The sequence below is a fragment of the Sphingobacterium sp. LZ7M1 genome (assembly GCF_024296865.1).
GTDB lineage: Bacteria > Bacteroidota > Bacteroidia > Sphingobacteriales > Sphingobacteriaceae > Sphingobacterium.
In genome coordinates this window covers 2,237,547-2,255,959 of record NZ_CP101134.1, presented here as the reverse complement: position 1 = coordinate 2,255,959, position 18,413 = coordinate 2,237,547, and the positions used below count along the sequence as shown (strand labels likewise).

The window sequence follows — 18,413 nt, the reverse complement described above, 5'->3', positions numbered from 1 at the left end:
CACTGGGCACGCACGCAAACCCTGAACCTTCCCTTTGGGGGGAGGCTTCACAGTAACAAAGGGCCTCGCTCCGCGGGCCTTTTGTTGTTCAGGACTGCCTTTGCTCAAACAAGTTTGGCAAGGAACTCAATCAGGATTCTTTAGCTCTTAGGGATTCCGGTAGGATCCCGTAGCTCAAAGGGATTGGTTCAGCCCCACTGGGCACGCACGCAAACCCTGAACCTTCCCTTTGGGGGGAGGCTTCACAGTAACAAAGGGCCTCGCTCCGCGGGCCTTTTGTTGTTTCAGGACTGCCTTTGCTCAAACAAGTTTGGCAAGGCTGTCCTGAAACAACAAAACCCAACTAACGTTGGGCTTTGTTTCTTTGGCGGAGAGAGAGGGATTCGAACCCTATCTAACACCTTTATAAAAGTCTATTTTTCAATCAGTTATGTCGATTAAAAAATCTTCATAAAACATTCATAAAACAAAATTTCATTCATAAAACATTTTGGTAAATTCATTTGATTTATTATAAAGGTTTGTTTCGTCACCTATCTATATTTAAAATTAAGACATATTGATCTCAAAAAATACCAAAGAGAGGGTGTGCGCCCTCCATCTATTTCTATTTTCAATATGCCACACAAATAATTCAAAAAATAATTACTTCCTCTTGTAAGAAATAGTTTTGAAATAATTATCTGTGTCAGTAATTGTTAATTCATTTGAAGATATTAAATCAACATCGAAAACAAAATCCTTATACCCAGCCTTTAAAGCAAGTGATTTATTAGAATAAATATATTTACCAGTTGCGAGACATTCATTGTCTTCATTTCTAGAACTACAAATTGAAAATTCAAAATTTCCGTTTGACTTAAGATTTAAATAAACCCATTTATCTCCATTAACATCTACCCAATTTCCAATAATAGTTTGATCATCAACCTGCGCTTCATCCTTACTGCATGACAGGAATGTAAATGATAGCGTTAGAATTAATAAAATTTTTTTCATTATTTAATTATATCTGCAAGATCATATGTGTTTTCTATATCAGGAGCATTCAATTTAAAAGACCTGTTACTTAAAAAAATATTACTCGGAATAACTGTCAATATGAATTCACTTTCGTTTATTGTGAATCTTTCAGCATTTGCAATGCTATTTTTTACTTTAATTGACTTACCCCTATTATTAACATGTATTGTAAATGTCCTTCCTTTAGAATCGAAAAAATATAAATTCCTTACTTCTACTCTATTCCTATCTAACCTTAGTTTTTCTGATTCGTAAAGTTCATTAGTTATAGCCCCAGAATCCAACAAGGATTTAAGCTTAAATAACTCATCAATATAATTTACATTATTTTTATATTCATTCTTTTCCAATAAGGCTTTTTCAAATGCGATTGTGTCTTTTCTTTTTGAAGCAAGGGTAATAATAATACCTATTAATGGAGAAAGTAAAAGAGAAATAAGAAAACCACCCAAAAAACCTGTTGTTCTATTAGAGGCGACAGCTCCAACAACAAAAGATAGTATTATCCAGGATATTATTATTTCCATAATTTATTTATTGGTCTTAGTTTTTAATTACCATTTCACGCTGGTACACGCGTTTAATATCTTTAAGGTATATTGGTTTAACTGGATTATAATCTTCATTTTGCGATCTTAAATGGATATAATCGTCCTCGATCTTAACAAATTCTTTAATTATGATCCCATCGATAGTTTGGAATACATATACTCTACCCTTTACTAAATGATTGAAATTCTCGATCGGAGTTCCTACAAAGTATTCTCCAGGAACATATTCTGTCAACATACTTAACCCGTCTATTTCAAATGCAAAACACTCTTGACCAATAAATGGAAAATAGACTTTCTCTATATTCTGTTCTAGCAAAACAGAATCTCCGTAACCTTCAAGAAACCCTCCTTGTGCTTTAATAGGAACCACCCACATATTTGGAGTGCCATCGCCTAAAAATCTTGCCGGTTTAGCATTAGGCTTACTAAGGTCATCACCCCATATTTCATCCTGAGACAATCCCAATCCTTTTGTAATTTTTACAATCTGCTTGTGGTCCAATTGTTCTTTTTTAAACCATTTATGAATCGTATCCCTGCTAATTTCTATTCTTTTTGCAGCTTCTGTAGCAGAAATACCTAACTCTGTAAGTTTTTTCTGAAATTTATCTCCCTGATAATCAGACATATGTAAAAATGTGTAAGTTTTTAACTTACTATTACTTGCAAATACGGATATATTACCCTTACTTTGTGTAAGTGATAGTAAGATTTATTTTTTAAATGCAATGCAAAAATAACACTTTCTGTCATATATTGTAATATTTAGTAATATAAAGCAATTGAATAACATGGTTAATGACATTATTATGACAGGAATACCGCCAAAAGCAAAAGGAATAATTGAACCTGTCAGAAAAACTGTAAGATTATTAAGTATTGACCAATACATTTTAGTTAATAATCACGGTTATGCTAAGAACTTAAAACTAGAACTATCAAAAGAATTTCCAGATCGAGAATATATCGTTTGGAAGGACAATGGCAAATCATTTATTGGCAGGACAGCGTAATGAACCAACTAACAAAATTATTTTCTTACCAAGGTAACGAGGTTACTTTTAGAAATGAAAAAGGAACTGCTTATGTTAATGCCAACAATATGGCAAAACCTTTTAAAGGAAAAGAGCCAAAACAATGGTTTGATAATGCTGAAACGCATGATTTCATTCATGCCTTAGCAAAAGCAAGAGGAATTAAGCCGATGGGCGAAATTAAGACTTCGTTGAATACCAGTGAGTTAGCAAAACTTTATCCTTCTTTATTAATTGTTGTAAAAGGCGGAACACCAGGATTAATTCAACAAGGCACATGGATGCATGAAGAAGTAGCATTAGAATATGCTCAATGGCTTTCAGTAGACTTCAAATTATGGTGCAATGATCGAATTAAAGAACTTCTATCTGTAGGCATTACTGCTACACCGCAAACAATTGAAGATATGCTATCAAATCCAGATATGATCATTCAAATGGCTACCCAATTAAAAGAATTAAGGAATAAAACACAAAGACAAGAAGCTCAACTTCAAACGGCCCAACAATATTTCAATATCGTAAAGCCTAAGGCTGAATATTACGATGATGTTTTAACTTCTAATTCTCAAATAACTATTAACTCAATAGCAATGGAATTAGGTCTGACAGCTATTAAGTTGAATAAAATCCTTAAGGATAAAGGTGTTCAATACAAACAGGGTGATAAATGGCTTCTACGATCCAATTATCGTGGGAAAGGTTATGAGGACACATACACACACAAATACTTCAATTCACGTGGCGAGCAAATGACTAAAACGGAAATGCGCTGGACAGAAAAAGGACGTGAGTTTATCCATTCATTATTCAAAAACTAAAATACTACAACATCTAAAAATCAATTAGTTACAAGTTTTAAAACCACTTGTTCAGGCGTGAGCCATGTTTAAAATTTCCCGATAAGCTAAAGGCAGTAAGGCTCGAAACCTTGGTCGGGATCAACACAATAGTTCTTTATAAACCGTGTGCAGGTTTAAAGCACCGACCAGCTGTTTGAAAGTATCAGCATTATACTTGGATCGAAGTAGACCCTCAAGTTTGAAATAGTACTACGGGCATAAATAAGCTGTATATAGGTGTGTACCCCATATTGATAAGTTGAAAACAACGAAACAGCATGAAAAGAATATTAACACTAGCAGTTGCCGTAGTAGCTATGGCATCATGTTCAAAAGAAGGATTCCAAGATGTAGATGTAATTCATAACCAGGGATCATCACAAGCAATTTTAAACGGCATTACAATGTCACCAGGGCAACAAGAGATTGTGCCTCATACCCCTAATTACTCCATTACCTGTAGTGAAGGATGTAAGGTTAACATCAATGGTTCTATCTACTACCAATCCGGAGTTTATCAAAACGATTCTAAGCGTCAACACAAATTTTAAGCCGTAAACTGGATTCATGGGTGGTTCGATTCCACCTACGGCTCTCCAAATAAGGAAGGCAGATTTAAGACATTTTTAGCCGCCTAATAACGTAAATGTCAAACACAGCCCGATGTAACAGTCGGGCTTTTTCATTTTAAAATCTATCAATCATGGAAGATAAAGTAATCCAAGTTTCACTATCAGACCTTAGAGCTGTAGTAATATCTATGGTTTCCGATGAAAAGCTGAACAAAATAACATCTAAACCCCAATTGATTTTTAAGGAAGCCTGTGAACTATATGGGGAAAACAGAATAAGGAAATACATTAAATCAGGTCTTTTAAAACCTGTCAGCCAGAACGGTAAAGGAAGCTGTAAATATTATTCTCATAAAAGAATAAATGAGCTTATACAAAACAGCTACAACCATTTGCCGGAAATCAAATTGTAACCAAACGTAAACGATAATATGAAACTGTTTAAAAGAATTGACCGATCAGTTCAGAACTGGTGGTTCTACTTAGATGAAGAAACTAAAGAAATGTTTCGATTCTATTTTCAAGTCATTGCAATAGCTGTAATGGCTTTTTTCTTTTTATATGCCCTTTATGTTGGGGCAAGTGAGTATGAAGTAATTATAACAAGTAGATAAAGATATGAAGATATATAAGAAACTATTCGAAATCCAAAAGAACATTGGAAAGTTGACAAAGGATGCAGATAATCCATTTTTCAAATCTAAGTATGCTGACATAAATCAATTGATTGAATTGTCCAATCCGTTGTTCCACAATCAAAATTTAATGGTTCTACAGCCTATTCAGGGGAACACATTATTGACACAGATTATTGATGTCGATACAGGCGAAAAAATTGAAAGCTCATTAGAACTTCCCCAATCTCAAGATCCACAAAAAATTGGTTCAGCTATTACTTACTATCGAAGATATACCCTTAAAGCATTGCTAAATATCCAAGAAGAAGATGATGACGCAAATAAAGCTTCTGGAAATAAAGTTGACAAACCTGAAGACACAAGACCATGGTTAACTGAAGATCAATTCAATGGATATCTGTCGCTTATTAACAAGGGTGAAAAATGGCTTTCAAAGCTCAATGATAAATTCAGAATGAAGAAAGCCTATAAGGAAACATTGGAATCAGCAGAAAAGAATTACAAACCTTCAAAATAATTAATCATGAATCAAGAATTTGAAATCGAAGTAAGTCCATCTAAGCTTTTGGACTTAAACAAGGATTATATCAGCCAAACGGTAGAACAGGCAAGGGTAAACCTATCTGAGGGTTTTACAGATGCGCTTAAGCTATTTATCACAGCTAAGAAAGGCCAAGAACTGTTCACTCAACTTGAAAAGGTTATCAGGCCATATGCTGAACAGGAAACCAGGCTAGGTAAAGGAGAAGTTTACAAAAAATATGGTTGCGAAATAACTGAGCGAATGACAGGTGTTTCTTATGATTTTTCAATGTGTGACGATGAAGAATGGAATGAACTTTCCAATCAAATTGCCGAATTGGACAAAAAGAAAAAGGAACGTGAGAAGTTTTTAAAAACCATCACAAAACCAATATTTGATGAAAACGGAGTGGAGATAAAACCTCCGATCCAAAAGGGCAAAATGGGATTGGCCGTAAGCATTAAATAATGAAGAAACGCTCCATAGACGCCAATGCGTATTACTGGGGCGTTGTGATTCCACATTCATCAACTGCCCTACTCTACGCAGGATGGGAAAAAGAAAGGTTTTCTCATTATGATTTGGTTCACAGGTTCTGGAAAACCATTCTTAACACTCCATCCACAAAGGATTTAACAAAAACTCAATTTTCTGACTACATCGAGGATATAATAAGGATATGCGCTGTATATCTTAATTATCAGATCCCCGATTCCAATTAAACCAAAATGGAAATCAAGGAAATAATACAATTGATAGAGACTAGGTTTCTACCATTGATAGATAATATCAATTCACCTCTTAGTTTCAAATTAGGAGAAGTAAACATTAGCATAACCCCAACATATCTGCATGTTTTCTACCGTGCATTTTCTGAAAATCAATTCGACTGCACATCCAACAATAAATGGACAAACGTAACGGTATGCCCCAACCATATAACCGAGGATGATCTTGTGGTAGTACATGATTCATTAATAGATATATGGGATAAGCACTTGAAAGATTCTAATATCATTCAGTCAAGAAGAACACAGATAACTAACCGAATTAAAGAACTAGAAAACGAATTATCATTATGTCAGTAAAACCAAAAGCAAGACCTGTTTTCACCCGGTTTGATAAAATCGACAGTGAAAAACCATACAAAGTGACCTGTCCCGAGCTACAGCTTACACCATTCCGATTTAAGACGCTGGAAATGGCTTTGGATAAGGTAAATGAAGCCAAGGAAAATAGATTCCAATCAATATTGACAATTGTCGATGTGGAAAAGCAAAGGTTAACTTTTGCAGGATATACTGCACCTGATTGGACAAGAAGGAGGTCTGTTTAAAAGCAAAAAATTATGTCACAATTAGGATTCACTTTTTACCCTAAAGATTGGTGGTTTAGTGATACCTTTTTTGAGCTTTCCCCTATCCAAAGGTACATCTATTTAGAGTGCCTTTTTTTGATGTATTCCAATGGCGGAACAATGAAGATTATGAAGTCTCATTTCGAAAATAGAATACGGATGAAAGTTGATGAAGATGACTGGAAATCTGTAACCGAAAAGTTTGAAATTGAAGACAATGAATATACACATATTTCAGTCAATTCACGATTACGAAAGCAAAAAGCAAATAGGGAAAATGGCAAAAAAGGAGGTAGACCACCAAAGGATGAAAAACCCAAAAAACCCAATTCGGAAACCCAAAATAACCCACCTTTAGAAAGTGAAAGAGAAAGAGAAATAGAAAGTAAAATAGAAATAGAAAATAAAGTGAATGAAATAGAAAAAACCACACTCACTTTTTCTTCAAATCAATTCGGTAAAAAACCGATACAAAAATTAAAGGAAAGTTGCGCCGGTTATTCCGAGTGGCTGAACACGATTGCAATGAAAAATTCCCTGTTGGTCCACGATGTCCTTGAATGGCTCGATGCCTTTGAACTTTATATTCTCGGATCGGGAAAAATTGAAGAAACCGAGCAGGAATTCAAACGGTACTTCAACTCCTGGATAACATCGGAGATACGGCAGGGAAGAAAACCAAAGGTAGAGAACCAATCGAAGGATGCGCCACAAAAGACACACGAACAGATCGCACAGGAAGTAATAATGAAAAAATATGGAAACAGGGCTCACTAAAATCGAAAAATACACGGCTCTTCAAAGATTTGAACTTTGCGTGGAAATGCTGGATTCCCCCATGGCTCGTGATGTTGAGGAACTGGAGATTGACAAAGTTGTCCTACCTGCGATATTGAAGGCTCAAAAAGATTTGGGATTCAACCCCAATGAAGAAAAGGGAAGTCACCTAATGGACGGAATTGCGCTTGAAATCAAACGGGCTGTTCCTAACATCAGATTGCTTGAAATTCCCATTGCGATTAACAAAGGTGTTTTAGGTGAATACGGCGACTTTCTTGGTCTTTCTATAGTCACGGTCATTAAATTCCTAAAAGCTCATTACACGTCAGCAAAACGTGCGGAAATCGCAAAACAGGTATCGCATAAGGAAGAAGAAAAACCAATTCCATCAATTGAGGAACAAAAGGTACTCGCTAAGCTGCATTTGATAGAGGGATTCGCCAAGTACAAACTCACAAAGGTCATCCCCTTTTCAGCTGTCTACCTGTACCGATTCCTTAACGAACATTTCAAGCTTGTCTCCTACTCCAACGAAGTAAAGTTTGGAATGTACCATCAGGCAGTTTTGGACACGATCAAGGACAAGGAAAACGAAAGTATCAAAGACCCTAACACACGGCTATCGAACAGAAAGGTAATCGACCTTTTGAGGAAAGTATTGAGCGAAAACCCTGGAAAGGTTGAGGGAGCTAAAGCGGTACTGAAAGAAGTATCTGAAAACGAGATACGATTCTCTTTAAAAAACCAATCAGAACGTATTGCACTAAAGACCTTTTTCGACAACCTAATCGAAATGGAACAAGAAATAACAGATTTATTAACCGAATAAAAAATTAAGAAAATGAACAGGGAATTAGTAAAAGAAAGCATATCTCAATTTGAGGTAGCTATTGATAATCTAAAACAGGCTTTATTAGAAGAAGATAAATTCGCTGAACTAAAAGAAGCTCATAAGAATGGGGCGGTGATTGAGTATAAAACATATGACATGATGAACGAAGGTGTTTGGGATGAACTGAAGAACCCAGCTTTTGTTGATGGAATAGAATACCGTATCAAACCCGAAGAAAAACCAAAGGTTGGGGATGTTATCAAAGCTTGGGTAACTAAAGAAGATGAATACTTTATAGGTGTTTTATCCTCTATAGACTCTAGAGGCGACTATGTAGTAAAGTTTCAAAATTCCTACGATTCTAGTATCTATACATTTAGAGCAAGATACGCAAAACCCCTAACTCAACAAGAAGCAATTGAATTACTATTCGGAAAGGAAAAACTAAATGATTAGGATTGATATTAAACCTTTATCAGTTAACGAAGCTTGGCAGGGTAAACGGTTTAAAACTCCTAAATACAAAGCATACGAAAAGCATACTCTCCTACTCCTACCAAGTAAAATACAACTTCCTCCCCCACCTTACAGAATAGATTTTGAATTCGGACTGTCCAGCTCCTTAGCGGATTGGGATAACCCTATTAAACCTACACAGGACATTATCTGTAAGAAGTACGGTATCAATGATAAGTTGATCTCCGAGGGGAATGTAAAAAAGATAAAGGTAAAAAAAGGAGAAGAATATTTTAGGTTTAAAATCGATTCGGCATGATAAAGCGAAAGAAAAAGATTTGTGAATCCTGCAAAGATGAAAGGTACATATTCAGTAAGCGTATGTGCCTTTTTTGTTATAACAAGAATTTCATTAAAAAGCCTATCCAAAAGAAAAATATCCCAATTCCCAAACGATCCAAAAAGGGAATTAAGGAAGATAGGATTTACTACAAACTTGCAAAGAAGTTCAAAGAAGATAACCCCTACTGCAAAGCTAAATTAAATGGATGCACTCATGTAACTACTGATGTCCATCACATGAAATCCAGGGGAATAAACCTTAACAAGATTGAGTATTGGCTTCCACTCTGCAGGAACTGCCACAACAAAATAACTGATGATTCAGCCTTCGCTATTCGTGAAGGCTTTTCTATTTCCAGACTTAAAGATTAAACAATTATGAACATTAAAATGAATATAGGAAAAAGCAATTTCCTTGATACCAAATTAGAAACCATTTGCAGTAATGACGACCTAAGACCTGCAATGCAATGTGTGTATTTTAAAAATGGATATGTATATGCTACTGATGCACATGTAGCTATAAAACAACATTTATCACTTCATGATATTGATGAAGAATGTGCCAAAATACTAGATGGTAAACTTCTTCATAAATCCCATTTACAAATTATGAAAAAGTGTGATTGGTTTGAAATACTCCCTAATGGCATCAAGTCAAAAAAAGGTATGATGACCATTACACATGAATTCTATGACGATAAATATCCTGACATAGAAAAAGTAATACCTAAAAAAGCTAATAGCAGCCTTAATGTTTTAGGACTTAATGCTGTATTACTAAAAAAGGTTCAAGATGTAATGTTTCAAACAGAAGGACAATATTTAAAACTAGAATTCACCAAACCTAATGGAGCAATACTGTTAACTACGATGATTAGACCCGAACACCAAGTAGGGTTGATAATGTCTATTCACGTGACAAAAGATTAAATCAGATGAAAACATTCATAACCCATTATTCAGCCATTAATGAAGATGGTGAATTAATAACTATGGAAGGAAGGATAAAAGCCTTTGGTTGGCATAGTGCCTATTTCTTCCTATGGATAACAGGAAGATCAAAAAAGGAAAGTATTTACGGAATTCTCATTGAGGAATACGAATGTGAAAACGATGTTTTCCAAAGAGTTCTAAAAGCAGTTAAGGAGGAATCATGAAAAAGAAATTCACAACCGAAGAAATAGACATGATAGTCTATCTGTCAAGATCAGGAAAGTCCCCTATTGAAATAACCAAAGAAACCGGTATAAACTACAACAGTGTAAGGTCAATAATCCGGAGGATAATTGGGGTTGCGGACCGTGCTTCTTCTGAAAAGAGGAAGATGTACGATCAAATGGCAATTGACAGACTTACGATGACATCAATTGAAGTAGGTATTAAATACGGCATAACCACTAGATACGTGAACCAGTTGCTTCAGAAACACCCTGAAAAAGGAAAGTTCAAGATGATAAGGCAAAAGGCAGATCCAAAGTTGAAGTCAAGGCCCAATACAAGGATAAAAACCAAGGTAACGGAACCTATCGATAAACCATCGATGCAAAAGGGACATGTCAAGCTACAGAAGAACGAAAAGATATTCCAAACCAAACAGCCCAAAGCCATGCGCTCTGTACCTATGTACGATTCCAAGAATACTATAAAGTTCGTGGAGCTTGATGATCCAAGGAGCAACGAGGAAATCCGATCAGCATGGAAGGAATCAGAAGAAAAGAAATTTAAAAACCTATCTGCATAATGAAAAAGCTACTTAAAAATATCAGGATGTTTTTCGGTATTCGATTGACACCAGAAGAAAAGGAAGAAATGCTACAGATATCAAAGGAGTATGCACATAAACACACAACAAAATGGAAAGATTAACAACAAAAGAACTGCTTGGAAAAGTAGCATTAGCAAACGGTTATTCCTGTATGGCAGAAATGAGCGTAACGATGTCAGATAAAGATATTAGAATAGCTGTTTTGAAATATCAATTGGATGAAAGTCAATCCCAAACACAGGATCTTCAAGAGCATAATGCGGAGCTTGTTGAGATGTTGGAAGATGTTAAAGGTTACTTAGGTAGCGATAAGCGTAATGAAGTTGATACATTATTAACCAAATACAACCACTTAAAATCAAACACAAATGGAAACACTATCGAATAAAGTAGTCAAAGCAAATAAAGACCATGTCTGCAATTTCTGTGGATTGAAAATTAATAAAGGTGAAAATTATCATACGTCATTCAATGTGGATGGTGGAGAAGGCTATACATGGAAATCTCATATGGATTGTCAAAGACTTGCAGGTATTTTCTTAGAAGACGCCAACGATGGCGAAGGATTGACTCAGGACGATTTTGATACCTATGTATTTGAACGATACAAAGATATTTTCGGTAAGCCTTGTAACCTAAAATCACAGCTTTACGAAGAGATATTACAGGCTGTTAAAGGCTCTTTGCTCGGCAATATCCACACCCAAGATGGAGGGCAAGAGGGATGACCATCCAAGAACAAGCAGATATGATAATAGCCTATCTCCAGGAGAATGGTTTGAATCACGATCAGATGCTCGAAGTAATCGGACTAGCAAGGAAGAAACTCGAAGCAATCAAAGCCGAGGAGCAATTGAACAAACCGAATAAGCAGATTAAAATATTTGAGGGATGAAAAATTATAAAGAATTTTTAGAAAGCAAGATTGTAATTGCCGAAAACTTCGGTACCAAGATAGATCCATCCAGGTTATCCGATAAGCTTCTACCACATCAGAAGGTAATCGTACCATGGTGTATCGAAGGTGGGCGTAGGGCAATATTCGCAAGTTTCGGACTTGGTAAATCTATGATGCAGCTTGAAATTGCAAAACAGGTTATTGAGATCACCGGTAAACCTTTCCTGATCTGCATGCCCCTGGCCGTAGTTGGTGAGTTTAAAAGGGATAATGATTTTCTAAATACCGGATTTGAGGTTGAATATATCACAGAAACGACGGATAGCATCAAATACGATAAGAAGATATATCTCACGAATTACGAACGGGTAAGGAAAGGCGATATAGATCCTTTGATGTTTGGCGGCGTGTCATTCGATGAAGCATCCATTCTGCGCAACCTTAAAACAGAGACAACGAATTATGTTCTGCAGTATTTCAAACAGATCCCTTACCGGTTCGTTGCAACTGCTACGCCAACGCCAAATGATTTCATAGAGATTCTTAATTATGCAGACTATCTTGGAGTAATCGATCGAGGTCACGCATTAACAAGATTCTTCCAAAGAGATAGTACCAAAGCTGGTCATCTAACTCTTTACGAAAACAAGAAGGAGGAGTTTTGGAAATGGGTAGCAACATGGGCTGTTTTTATCAATAAACCAAGTGATCTGGGATTTGATGATATCGGATATGACCTACCGAAATTGAACATACATGAGATCGAGGTCCAAAATTTGACCGATGATGTTATCCAAAATAAGAAAGGTGATATCGTATTATTCAAGGACACAACAAAAAGTCTGGTTGATGTTAGTCGTGAGAAATCTGAGAGCGTAAGTCTACGGGTTGATAAAGCCTTTGATATTGTTCAACAGAATGGACCTTATTCAAACTGGATTCTTTGGCATCACCTGGAAAGTGAACGTATGGCCATAGAAAGGAAATTCAAAACGGTTTCACTCCATGATGATCTGCAATCGGTTTACGGATCTCAATCCAATGATGAGAAAGAAAGGCTATTGATAGATTTCTCCGAAGGGAAATATCAGATCCTATCTACCAAACCTAAGATAGCCGGATCAGGATGTAACTTACAGCACCATTGCAATAACATGATTTTCGTAGGTATAGACTACAAATTCAATGATTTCATTCAAGCCATCCATAGGACTTACAGATTTGGGCAGACTAATGAGGTCAACGTCTACATCATCCACACCCAAAATGAAAGGGAAGTATTAAAAGCCTTGAAAGAGAAATGGGGTAACCATATCGAACTTCAAACGGAAATGATAAATCTGGTCCGTGAATACGGATTGAATACCAATAAAATTAGATCAGACATGAAACGTCAACTTTTTAATAACAGAAGATCTGCAGTTGTAGCCGGAGCTACGGTTTACAATGAGGATACAACGATTATACATCAGGAAATGCCGGACAACCACAGTGACATGATCCTGACCTCTATCCCATTCGGGGACCACTACGAATACAGCGACAATTACAATGATTTCGGACACAATTTCGGAAATGAGGGATTTTTTGAGCAAATGGATTTCCTGGTACCGGAGCTTCACCGGACATTAAAGCCTGGCCGTATAGCTGCAATCCATGTTAAGGACCGTATTCGGTATTCCCATCAAAACGGCACCTGCTTTACTACGATCGATGATTTCAGTGGAGATACAGTTAGATGCTTTCGCAAACATGGATTTTATTTGGTAGGGAAAATCACAATTACAACAGATGTTGTTAGGGAAAATAATCAAACATACCGGCTCACATGGGGCGAACAGCGCAAGGATGCGACAAAAATGGGAGTTGGATTACCTGAATACGTTCTATTATTTCGCAAAGCCCCTACGGAAATGAACAATGCCTACGCCGATGATCCTGTGGTTAAGAAAATAGATGAATACCTTTTAAGCCTTTGGCAGTTGGATGCACATGCTTATTGGAAATCTTCTGGCGATCGTTTCCTGTCATTTGAGGAACTATCCAAAGCCGATATGAAGTATGTGTTCAACAAATGGAAAGAGTTCGACCGAGCTACTGTTTACAATTTCCAGGAACATCTACGAGTTTGTGAGGATCTTGACAGGTCTGGAAAGCTTTCCAAATTGTTCATGACCATTCCACCGACATCAAGCAATGATCTTGTATGGACTGATATCAACCGAATGAATACGCTGAATGCAAATCAGGCGAATAGGAAACGTGAGAAGCATATTTGCCCTCTTCAATTAGATATCATCGATCGATTGATCTATCGTTTCACAAATGAAGGTGACTTGGTGGATGACCCATTTGGCGGATTATTCTCTACAGCCCATCAATCATTGAAGCTTGGCCGTAAAGCGATATCAGCAGAGCTTAATCCAGATTATTATGATGATGGTCTATTCTATTTGAAAGCATTGGAGTACAAACTATCGGTACCGACTTTATTCGACATGTTACAGGATGCCTCATGACCCCACTAATATACTTAGGACTGGATAGCTACGATAGGCTATCCTTCCTTAATAAGGACAAGGGACCAGTAATAGAAGCGGTCAGCGAGGTTACGGGAATCACGCTGCAACAGGTTAAGGGCAAATCCCGGTTAAGGGAATTTGTTACGGCACGTTCGCTTATCTGCCACTATCTAAGGAAGTACACCAAGCTTACATTACAGCAGATAGGAGATCTTATTGGCGGCCGAAACCATGCAACGGTAATAAACAGCCTTTCCATGCATGAGGATCTATTCCAAGTAGACAGTGAGTTCAGGAAACTATCAACAAGCGTGGAAGAAATATTGATAAAACAATTGAAATAGGGTTAACACCGGAAAGAGTGATATTATCTATTATCAGTGAAATAAGTGATAACATATAAGTTTGAACAGATGAAGAAAAGAAAACAATGCTACAACTGCCGATTTGTTGGGCAATCATTTAAAATAGGAGATCTTACGCATCATCATTAAGAGCATCCCAAATATACCAAGGAGCAATTTGAAAGCGGAGAAATAAGTCCATGGGATACTCTGGTTAAATGTTCAGATAGCTGTGAGGACCATAAATTTAAATGTTTAACACCCTCCCCAATCTTGGGGAATTAAATACCCCCTACTATTATTTAAAAATCAATGGTATAATTTAAATAAGAAATGAAAGTATTATCACGAAATTTGGTTATCGTAAGAAAGAAATAACTTCATTATAGTTGTTATGGCTAATTATAATTGTAAATAAATTAAATTTACTCTCATCTTTACTGGTAAAAGAGGCCATAAAACCATACGATTCACTATTTTTTTCAATATTTGTCAAAATACCACTGTATGCAAATGTATCTTTGATGCCATCAAAATGATTTGTCAAGTCTGCAACTTTTTCTGTTATTTTAACGTTAAAAACATCATCTATATTCAATTTCGAATTTTTTATTGAAATAAGATATCCTTCGTTTTTATCTAACTTTATTAGCGATAAATATGATATAGACCTTATGTTTTCGCTCTTGGTTAAAATTTCACCACTCGGCGAAGAAACAAGAATAGTTCCTGTAAGGTTAAATTTTTGATCTTTAATCCCATTTGAATTAAAATTATTCTGGCATTGTGCTTTATTTATGTTTATACCTAAAAAAATCAACCCAAATAAAATATAAGTAAAAACTCTCATTTGAAAATTACATGATTAAATAAAACTCTAATATAATGTAATTAACGTTACAACTAGAAAAGTATAAAGATTAAATTTTATCAGTTATTACCTATAAATTTATGGATATGCAAAAGAAAGTAATCTACAAAATAACATATCCGAACGGCAAAATATACATTGGGAAAGACCTAACCAACACTTTGAATTATTTCGGCAGTGCTAACAGCAGATTGATTGCTGCTGATTTCACAGAGGACCAAATGTTGGATTTTACCATAAGAAAACAAATACTTTGGGAATCCTACACGGATGACATTAAAGAAGTTAATAAGGTTGAAGTTGAACTTATCAGGAAATATCAGTCCAATAATCCTGATATTGGCTACAACCTTTGGCCGAAATTTAAGTCGTAATATACCGAGTTGGCTTTGCTATACGGTCGCCAACAAGACACCAAGAAAGCTATTGAAAGGGCGCTAAAAATCTTCAATGGAAATCATTAATTTTGCATATAATGGCACATAAAGAGAAGATATTCAAATTAGATAATGGCAATCGTTTAAAGGTTGAAATTACATTTCACTTTGATAGTTTTAGATATGACTACGATAAATCAAAGGAAAACATGTCATACTATGCTTTTGTTACCTACTTAGAAAAGGGTAAAAAGAAAGGAATAAGAGTAAACAACGAAGATTGGTTACCTCAAATACAGAAAACTGCCTTGGAACTATGGCAAGATTTTAAACCAAAATTCACAAGCCTAACCTACCGTTAGGCTTTTTACTTACCTTTGTTCCATGCAATCCACAATAGACAAAATACTCCAGGCAATCAAAGAATGCGAGCAACCGTTAAAGAATACGGATGCAAGGAACATTCGTGATATTATCCTCAATGAAATAGGTGCAACGCTTATGGATAAATCCCGTGAGGAAATAGAAGGCTACGCCCGTAACGAAGATGAAGCAAGCGCATTGCATTGGTTCTATACACGGTTCGTGCACTTCAAGAAAGGCAATAGACCGATCAAAAAAATGGAATAGGAAAAACAAAATTTTATTATCCGTTGTTTTATCACTGCAAACAAGTAATATTTATATTCATAAAAATTGCCGTCTATCCCATAAAGGTAGGCGGCATTTTTTAAACAATTATAATCTTTGTTTGTTAATTGGGATAGTAGGCTCAACGAGCCAAGGTTTTTGTATTGATATTTCCCCGGTATTTTCGTAGGTGCTGGGGATTATTTTTTTCCAAACTATTATCAATCTCGTATGTTTGATGTAAAAGAGCAATTAATATAGTGGTTTACTAAATTTAGATTCCCCGTTTCGTCATGGTCTCGGGGAATTTATTTTGTATATTTAAACGATCATGCTTTTGCATGATAATTTTCGTTAATTCCCCAGTTGTTTTCAGCATTTCAACTGGGGTTATTTATAAAAAAGCCACTGGTTAGAGTGGCTGAAAATAAACTTCTCCAATTTCCAGCAGTTTTTTATATAAAGGTGTATGCGATTGCAACCTTATAGACATTGATAAAGTATTCACGATAATTTCTGAATCTTCTTTAATAATTTCGAAGAATTCGCGGACCCCAGTATCAGTTGTGAGGGTGATATCTAATTTATGTCCATCTTTTTTTATGTATGCAGTAAAAAATGATTCCGATCCATCCGCTTGATTAATTACAAAATCGACTTTATCTTCCATTATTCATTTATTATTTTGAATAAAGGTACTTTCTTAAGCTTAGTAAAACAAAGAAATACAGGATATTTTTAATTATGTCCTTTGTCAACCAAAAGGAATTTTTTAAATAATTTATATAAAACTTTTTATAATTTCATTTTTAGTAATACATTTGTCTCGGAATTATTTAACCAAGACACTGTCAAATCCTTTAATCAAACAACTGTGTAAAGGCCATGTGTAAAAAAATTGCCTCGACCACTCGAGAAGGTCGGGGCTTTTTTAGGTCAATCTCGATCGTATTCGAGTAATCCCTTCCCTATGGGAGAAGTAAATAGGGATTGAGGGCTGAAAAAGGCAGTCCTGACTAAAAATATATTTGACAATGGCGTTAGATAATTCCAAAAAAGACGACAATCAGGAGTATATTTTCCGAATGACGATTACGGTAAAAGGTAGAGTAATTCGGAGACCAAACGGGAGACCCTTTAAAATCCCCGTTAAAAAGTAGAAAAATGATCTAGTTTTATAGAAGCCGAAAATTATGACCTAGAATGAGTAAGCTTCTTTTTTAGAGCTTCTCAATTACCTTAATGTAGAAGCCATCATTCATATCAAAGGTTGTGTCTAACCAAATAAATAAATCAATCATTTTTTCATTAAACCAATTAGTTCCTTTGACTTCTCCAGTTTCATCGTTATACCAACAACGGAAACCGTACAATTCTGCTAAGTGGGTATATCCTTCCATATATTTAATCTAAATAACAAAAAACATTCCAAATAGTTTAACACCAATTTCCCATTTTTGGGGATTTTAATGTTTTTTCCTCCTTCCAATCCCAAAAAACCACCAAGCACCGACAATCAATATAATCAAGATTGCTACCGACCAGCCAATCTTATTAACGAAAATTGCCCCCTTATCCGGTGTACTGGTCCTTTCCTCGGACTGCTTCTTTTCTTCTTTCTTTCCCTTTTCTTCAGCGACACTGTCTGCCTTCTGATCTAATGTATTCTTTATATCATTGGCAATATTCTTGGCCTCATTGCTGTTCCTTCTTGCCTTTTGGATTATACTGTCAGCTTGGAACGTCATGGAGCCATCAGGATTGATTTTCACTTCAGTTCCCTTAGTTGGATAGACCTTTGTGCTTTCATCGCTATGGACGCTTGATTTGACATCAGTTTTGGATCTGTCCAATTGCTCCTTTTTGGTATCAGTACTGACCTTGACATCTTTACTCACCTCTATGCTAGTTAGCGTTTTATCAATCTTATTTGATTTCTTGAAAAGTCCGCAACCAGTCAATAGAGCGCAGGCCATAGCCATTAAAATTATTCTCATAATTGTTCTATCTTCTGTGAAATACTGTCTAGCTTATTGGAAATCGTATCGAG

The 18,413-nt window shown here is 35.8% G+C and carries 31 protein-coding genes; 24 read left to right on the top strand and 7 right to left on the bottom strand.

The annotated features are described in order from the left end of the window. Positions 1-645: 645 nt before the first annotated feature. The 3 genes from NMK93_RS09735 to NMK93_RS09725 are packed head-to-tail and all read right to left on the bottom strand — an operon-like array spanning position 646 to position 2,205. Entirely contained in the window at positions 646-999 is a 354-nt protein-coding gene (locus NMK93_RS09735) for a hypothetical protein (protein ID WP_254527024.1), read from the bottom strand. Beyond that, positions 999-1,550: a hypothetical protein gene (locus tag NMK93_RS09730; RefSeq protein WP_254527023.1), complete on the bottom strand. Its 552-nt coding sequence runs from the start codon at positions 1,548-1,550 to the stop codon at positions 999-1,001. Before NMK93_RS09730 ends, NMK93_RS09735 begins: the two co-directional genes overlap by 1 nt. A gap of 16 nt (positions 1,551-1,566) precedes the next feature. After that, positions 1,567-2,205, bottom strand: a complete 639-nt coding sequence (locus NMK93_RS09725) for an XRE family transcriptional regulator (RefSeq protein ID WP_254527022.1) — start codon at positions 2,203-2,205, stop codon at positions 1,567-1,569. Positions 2,206-2,386: 181 nt separating this feature from the next. Here NMK93_RS09725 and NMK93_RS09720 point away from each other — a divergent pair, with 181 nt between their 5' ends. From NMK93_RS09720 to NMK93_RS09625, 21 genes are all read left to right on the top strand, one after another. Further along, on the top strand, positions 2,387-2,590 hold the full coding sequence (locus NMK93_RS09720; protein ID WP_254527021.1) for a hypothetical protein: 204 nt from the start codon (positions 2,387-2,389) through the stop codon (positions 2,588-2,590). Continuing rightward, positions 2,590-3,432, top strand: a complete 843-nt coding sequence (locus NMK93_RS09715; RefSeq protein ID WP_254527020.1) for a phage antirepressor KilAC domain-containing protein — start codon at positions 2,590-2,592, stop codon at positions 3,430-3,432. Before NMK93_RS09720 ends, NMK93_RS09715 begins: the two co-directional genes overlap by 1 nt. Before the next feature lie 299 nt (positions 3,433-3,731). Beyond that, a complete protein-coding gene (locus NMK93_RS09710; protein ID WP_254527019.1) occupies positions 3,732-4,004 on the top strand; it encodes a hypothetical protein in 273 nt (90 codons plus the stop codon). A 152-nt stretch (positions 4,005-4,156) separates the two neighbouring features. Continuing rightward, positions 4,157-4,438 carry a hypothetical protein gene (locus tag NMK93_RS09705; RefSeq protein ID WP_254527018.1) on the top strand — a complete coding sequence of 94 codons (282 nt, stop codon included), beginning with the start codon at positions 4,157-4,159 and terminating at the stop codon, positions 4,436-4,438. Between the two features lie 205 nt (positions 4,439-4,643). Then, entirely contained in the window at positions 4,644-5,180 is a 537-nt protein-coding gene (locus tag NMK93_RS09700) for an ERF family protein (RefSeq protein WP_254527017.1), read from the top strand. A 6-nt stretch (positions 5,181-5,186) separates the two neighbouring features. After that, positions 5,187-5,654 (top strand): hypothetical protein, encoded by a 468-nt coding sequence (locus NMK93_RS09695; RefSeq protein WP_254527016.1) that lies wholly within the window; start codon positions 5,187-5,189, stop codon positions 5,652-5,654. Positions 5,655-6,264: 610 nt separating this feature from the next. Next, positions 6,265-6,522, top strand: coding sequence for a hypothetical protein (locus NMK93_RS09690; RefSeq protein WP_254527015.1), 258 nt, complete (start codon positions 6,265-6,267; stop codon positions 6,520-6,522). A gap of 12 nt (positions 6,523-6,534) precedes the next feature. Further along, entirely contained in the window at positions 6,535-7,320 is a 786-nt protein-coding gene (locus NMK93_RS09685; RefSeq protein ID WP_254527014.1) for a hypothetical protein, read from the top strand. Next, on the top strand, positions 7,301-8,152 hold the full coding sequence (locus NMK93_RS09680) for a hypothetical protein (protein WP_254527013.1): 852 nt from the start codon (positions 7,301-7,303) through the stop codon (positions 8,150-8,152). The genes NMK93_RS09685 and NMK93_RS09680 overlap by 20 nt, the downstream gene beginning before the upstream one ends. A 12-nt stretch (positions 8,153-8,164) precedes the next feature. Further along, positions 8,165-8,611: a hypothetical protein gene (locus NMK93_RS09675; RefSeq protein ID WP_254527012.1), complete on the top strand. Its 447-nt coding sequence runs from the start codon at positions 8,165-8,167 to the stop codon at positions 8,609-8,611. Next, positions 8,604-8,930 (top strand): hypothetical protein, encoded by a 327-nt coding sequence (locus tag NMK93_RS09670; RefSeq protein ID WP_185216187.1) that lies wholly within the window; start codon positions 8,604-8,606, stop codon positions 8,928-8,930. The genes NMK93_RS09675 and NMK93_RS09670 overlap by 8 nt, the downstream gene beginning before the upstream one ends. After that, positions 8,927-9,325, top strand: coding sequence for a hypothetical protein (locus NMK93_RS09665; protein WP_254527011.1), 399 nt, complete (start codon positions 8,927-8,929; stop codon positions 9,323-9,325). Before NMK93_RS09670 ends, NMK93_RS09665 begins: the two co-directional genes overlap by 4 nt. A 6-nt stretch (positions 9,326-9,331) precedes the next feature. After that, the gene (locus tag NMK93_RS09660; protein ID WP_254527010.1) at positions 9,332-9,886 is read left to right on the top strand and encodes a hypothetical protein; all 555 of its coding nucleotides are present in this window, start codon (positions 9,332-9,334) and stop codon (positions 9,884-9,886) included. A gap of 5 nt (positions 9,887-9,891) precedes the next feature. Continuing rightward, on the top strand, positions 9,892-10,113 hold the full coding sequence (locus NMK93_RS09655; protein ID WP_254527009.1) for a hypothetical protein: 222 nt from the start codon (positions 9,892-9,894) through the stop codon (positions 10,111-10,113). Beyond that, positions 10,110-10,697 (top strand): hypothetical protein, encoded by a 588-nt coding sequence (locus tag NMK93_RS09650; RefSeq protein WP_254527008.1) that lies wholly within the window; start codon positions 10,110-10,112, stop codon positions 10,695-10,697. Before NMK93_RS09655 ends, NMK93_RS09650 begins: the two co-directional genes overlap by 4 nt. Continuing rightward, positions 10,697-10,822, top strand: coding sequence for a hypothetical protein (locus NMK93_RS19735; RefSeq protein WP_302328295.1), 126 nt, complete (start codon positions 10,697-10,699; stop codon positions 10,820-10,822). Before NMK93_RS09650 ends, NMK93_RS19735 begins: the two co-directional genes overlap by 1 nt. Further along, entirely contained in the window at positions 10,810-11,109 is a 300-nt protein-coding gene (locus tag NMK93_RS09645; protein ID WP_254527007.1) for a hypothetical protein, read from the top strand. The genes NMK93_RS19735 and NMK93_RS09645 overlap by 13 nt, the downstream gene beginning before the upstream one ends. Next, complete coding sequence (locus NMK93_RS09640; RefSeq protein WP_254527006.1) at positions 11,090-11,449, top strand: hypothetical protein; 360 nt, start codon at positions 11,090-11,092, stop codon at positions 11,447-11,449. The genes NMK93_RS09645 and NMK93_RS09640 overlap by 20 nt, the downstream gene beginning before the upstream one ends. After that, positions 11,446-11,616 carry a hypothetical protein gene (locus tag NMK93_RS09635; RefSeq protein WP_254527005.1) on the top strand — a complete coding sequence of 57 codons (171 nt, stop codon included), beginning with the start codon at positions 11,446-11,448 and terminating at the stop codon, positions 11,614-11,616. The genes NMK93_RS09640 and NMK93_RS09635 overlap by 4 nt, the downstream gene beginning before the upstream one ends. Then, positions 11,613-14,138, top strand: coding sequence for a DNA methyltransferase (locus NMK93_RS09630; RefSeq protein WP_254527004.1), 2,526 nt, complete (start codon positions 11,613-11,615; stop codon positions 14,136-14,138). Before NMK93_RS09635 ends, NMK93_RS09630 begins: the two co-directional genes overlap by 4 nt. Then, positions 14,135-14,485, top strand: coding sequence for a helix-turn-helix domain-containing protein (locus NMK93_RS09625; protein WP_185216180.1), 351 nt, complete (start codon positions 14,135-14,137; stop codon positions 14,483-14,485). The genes NMK93_RS09630 and NMK93_RS09625 overlap by 4 nt, the downstream gene beginning before the upstream one ends. A gap of 358 nt (positions 14,486-14,843) precedes the next feature. Here NMK93_RS09625 and NMK93_RS09620 read toward each other — a convergent pair whose 3' ends face one another. Continuing rightward, positions 14,844-15,335 (bottom strand): hypothetical protein, encoded by a 492-nt coding sequence (locus tag NMK93_RS09620; RefSeq protein WP_254527003.1) that lies wholly within the window; start codon positions 15,333-15,335, stop codon positions 14,844-14,846. Positions 15,336-15,442: 107 nt separating this feature from the next. Between NMK93_RS09620 and NMK93_RS09615 the strand changes: the two genes are divergently transcribed. From NMK93_RS09615 to NMK93_RS09605, 3 genes are all read left to right on the top strand, one after another. Beyond that, on the top strand, positions 15,443-15,730 hold the full coding sequence (locus tag NMK93_RS09615) for a GIY-YIG nuclease family protein (RefSeq protein WP_254527002.1): 288 nt from the start codon (positions 15,443-15,445) through the stop codon (positions 15,728-15,730). A gap of 101 nt (positions 15,731-15,831) precedes the next feature. Beyond that, positions 15,832-16,095, top strand: coding sequence for a hypothetical protein (locus NMK93_RS09610; RefSeq protein ID WP_254527001.1), 264 nt, complete (start codon positions 15,832-15,834; stop codon positions 16,093-16,095). A gap of 22 nt (positions 16,096-16,117) precedes the next feature. Next, the gene (locus NMK93_RS09605; protein WP_254527000.1) at positions 16,118-16,363 is read left to right on the top strand and encodes a hypothetical protein; all 246 of its coding nucleotides are present in this window, start codon (positions 16,118-16,120) and stop codon (positions 16,361-16,363) included. A gap of 412 nt (positions 16,364-16,775) precedes the next feature. Here NMK93_RS09605 and NMK93_RS09600 read toward each other — a convergent pair whose 3' ends face one another. The 3 genes from NMK93_RS09600 to NMK93_RS09590 all read right to left on the bottom strand — a co-directional run bounded on the left by NMK93_RS09600 (position 16,776) and on the right by NMK93_RS09590 (position 18,360). Next, positions 16,776-17,033, bottom strand: a complete 258-nt coding sequence (locus tag NMK93_RS09600; RefSeq protein WP_254526999.1) for a hypothetical protein — start codon at positions 17,031-17,033, stop codon at positions 16,776-16,778. Positions 17,034-17,583: 550 nt separating this feature from the next. Next, positions 17,584-17,763 carry a hypothetical protein gene (locus NMK93_RS09595; RefSeq protein WP_254526998.1) on the bottom strand — a complete coding sequence of 60 codons (180 nt, stop codon included), beginning with the start codon at positions 17,761-17,763 and terminating at the stop codon, positions 17,584-17,586. Between the two features lie 66 nt (positions 17,764-17,829). Next, a complete protein-coding gene (locus NMK93_RS09590) occupies positions 17,830-18,360 on the bottom strand; it encodes a hypothetical protein (RefSeq protein WP_254526997.1) in 531 nt (176 codons plus the stop codon). Positions 18,361-18,413: the final 53 nt, after the last annotated feature.

Coding starts and splice junctions, on each gene's coding strand:
- NMK93_RS09735 (WP_254527024.1), bottom strand. CDS start 999: ATGAAAAAAATTTTATTAATTCTAACGCTATCATTTACATTCCTGTCA.
- NMK93_RS09730 (WP_254527023.1), bottom strand. CDS start 1,550: ATGGAAATAATAATATCCTGGATAATACTATCTTTTGTTGTTGGAGCT.
- NMK93_RS09725 (WP_254527022.1), bottom strand. CDS start 2,205: ATGTCTGATTATCAGGGAGATAAATTTCAGAAAAAACTTACAGAGTTA.
- NMK93_RS09720 (WP_254527021.1), top strand. CDS start 2,387: ATGACAGGAATACCGCCAAAAGCAAAAGGAATAATTGAACCTGTCAGA.
- NMK93_RS09715 (WP_254527020.1), top strand. CDS start 2,590: ATGAACCAACTAACAAAATTATTTTCTTACCAAGGTAACGAGGTTACT.
- NMK93_RS09710 (WP_254527019.1), top strand. CDS start 3,732: ATGAAAAGAATATTAACACTAGCAGTTGCCGTAGTAGCTATGGCATCA.
- NMK93_RS09705 (WP_254527018.1), top strand. CDS start 4,157: ATGGAAGATAAAGTAATCCAAGTTTCACTATCAGACCTTAGAGCTGTA.
- NMK93_RS09700 (WP_254527017.1), top strand. CDS start 4,644: ATGAAGATATATAAGAAACTATTCGAAATCCAAAAGAACATTGGAAAG.
- NMK93_RS09695 (WP_254527016.1), top strand. CDS start 5,187: ATGAATCAAGAATTTGAAATCGAAGTAAGTCCATCTAAGCTTTTGGAC.
- NMK93_RS09690 (WP_254527015.1), top strand. CDS start 6,265: ATGTCAGTAAAACCAAAAGCAAGACCTGTTTTCACCCGGTTTGATAAA.
- NMK93_RS09685 (WP_254527014.1), top strand. CDS start 6,535: ATGTCACAATTAGGATTCACTTTTTACCCTAAAGATTGGTGGTTTAGT.
- NMK93_RS09680 (WP_254527013.1), top strand. CDS start 7,301: ATGGAAACAGGGCTCACTAAAATCGAAAAATACACGGCTCTTCAAAGA.
- NMK93_RS09675 (WP_254527012.1), top strand. CDS start 8,165: ATGAACAGGGAATTAGTAAAAGAAAGCATATCTCAATTTGAGGTAGCT.
- NMK93_RS09670 (WP_185216187.1), top strand. CDS start 8,604: ATGATTAGGATTGATATTAAACCTTTATCAGTTAACGAAGCTTGGCAG.
- NMK93_RS09665 (WP_254527011.1), top strand. CDS start 8,927: ATGATAAAGCGAAAGAAAAAGATTTGTGAATCCTGCAAAGATGAAAGG.
- NMK93_RS09660 (WP_254527010.1), top strand. CDS start 9,332: ATGAACATTAAAATGAATATAGGAAAAAGCAATTTCCTTGATACCAAA.
- NMK93_RS09655 (WP_254527009.1), top strand. CDS start 9,892: ATGAAAACATTCATAACCCATTATTCAGCCATTAATGAAGATGGTGAA.
- NMK93_RS09650 (WP_254527008.1), top strand. CDS start 10,110: ATGAAAAAGAAATTCACAACCGAAGAAATAGACATGATAGTCTATCTG.
- NMK93_RS19735 (WP_302328295.1), top strand. CDS start 10,697: ATGAAAAAGCTACTTAAAAATATCAGGATGTTTTTCGGTATTCGATTG.
- NMK93_RS09645 (WP_254527007.1), top strand. CDS start 10,810: ATGGAAAGATTAACAACAAAAGAACTGCTTGGAAAAGTAGCATTAGCA.
- NMK93_RS09640 (WP_254527006.1), top strand. CDS start 11,090: ATGGAAACACTATCGAATAAAGTAGTCAAAGCAAATAAAGACCATGTC.
- NMK93_RS09635 (WP_254527005.1), top strand. CDS start 11,446: ATGACCATCCAAGAACAAGCAGATATGATAATAGCCTATCTCCAGGAG.
- NMK93_RS09630 (WP_254527004.1), top strand. CDS start 11,613: ATGAAAAATTATAAAGAATTTTTAGAAAGCAAGATTGTAATTGCCGAA.
- NMK93_RS09625 (WP_185216180.1), top strand. CDS start 14,135: ATGACCCCACTAATATACTTAGGACTGGATAGCTACGATAGGCTATCC.
- NMK93_RS09620 (WP_254527003.1), bottom strand. CDS start 15,335: ATGAGAGTTTTTACTTATATTTTATTTGGGTTGATTTTTTTAGGTATA.
- NMK93_RS09615 (WP_254527002.1), top strand. CDS start 15,443: ATGCAAAAGAAAGTAATCTACAAAATAACATATCCGAACGGCAAAATA.
- NMK93_RS09610 (WP_254527001.1), top strand. CDS start 15,832: ATGGCACATAAAGAGAAGATATTCAAATTAGATAATGGCAATCGTTTA.
- NMK93_RS09605 (WP_254527000.1), top strand. CDS start 16,118: ATGCAATCCACAATAGACAAAATACTCCAGGCAATCAAAGAATGCGAG.
- NMK93_RS09600 (WP_254526999.1), bottom strand. CDS start 17,033: ATGGAAGATAAAGTCGATTTTGTAATTAATCAAGCGGATGGATCGGAA.
- NMK93_RS09595 (WP_254526998.1), bottom strand. CDS start 17,763: ATGGAAGGATATACCCACTTAGCAGAATTGTACGGTTTCCGTTGTTGG.
- NMK93_RS09590 (WP_254526997.1), bottom strand. CDS start 18,360: ATGAGAATAATTTTAATGGCTATGGCCTGCGCTCTATTGACTGGTTGC.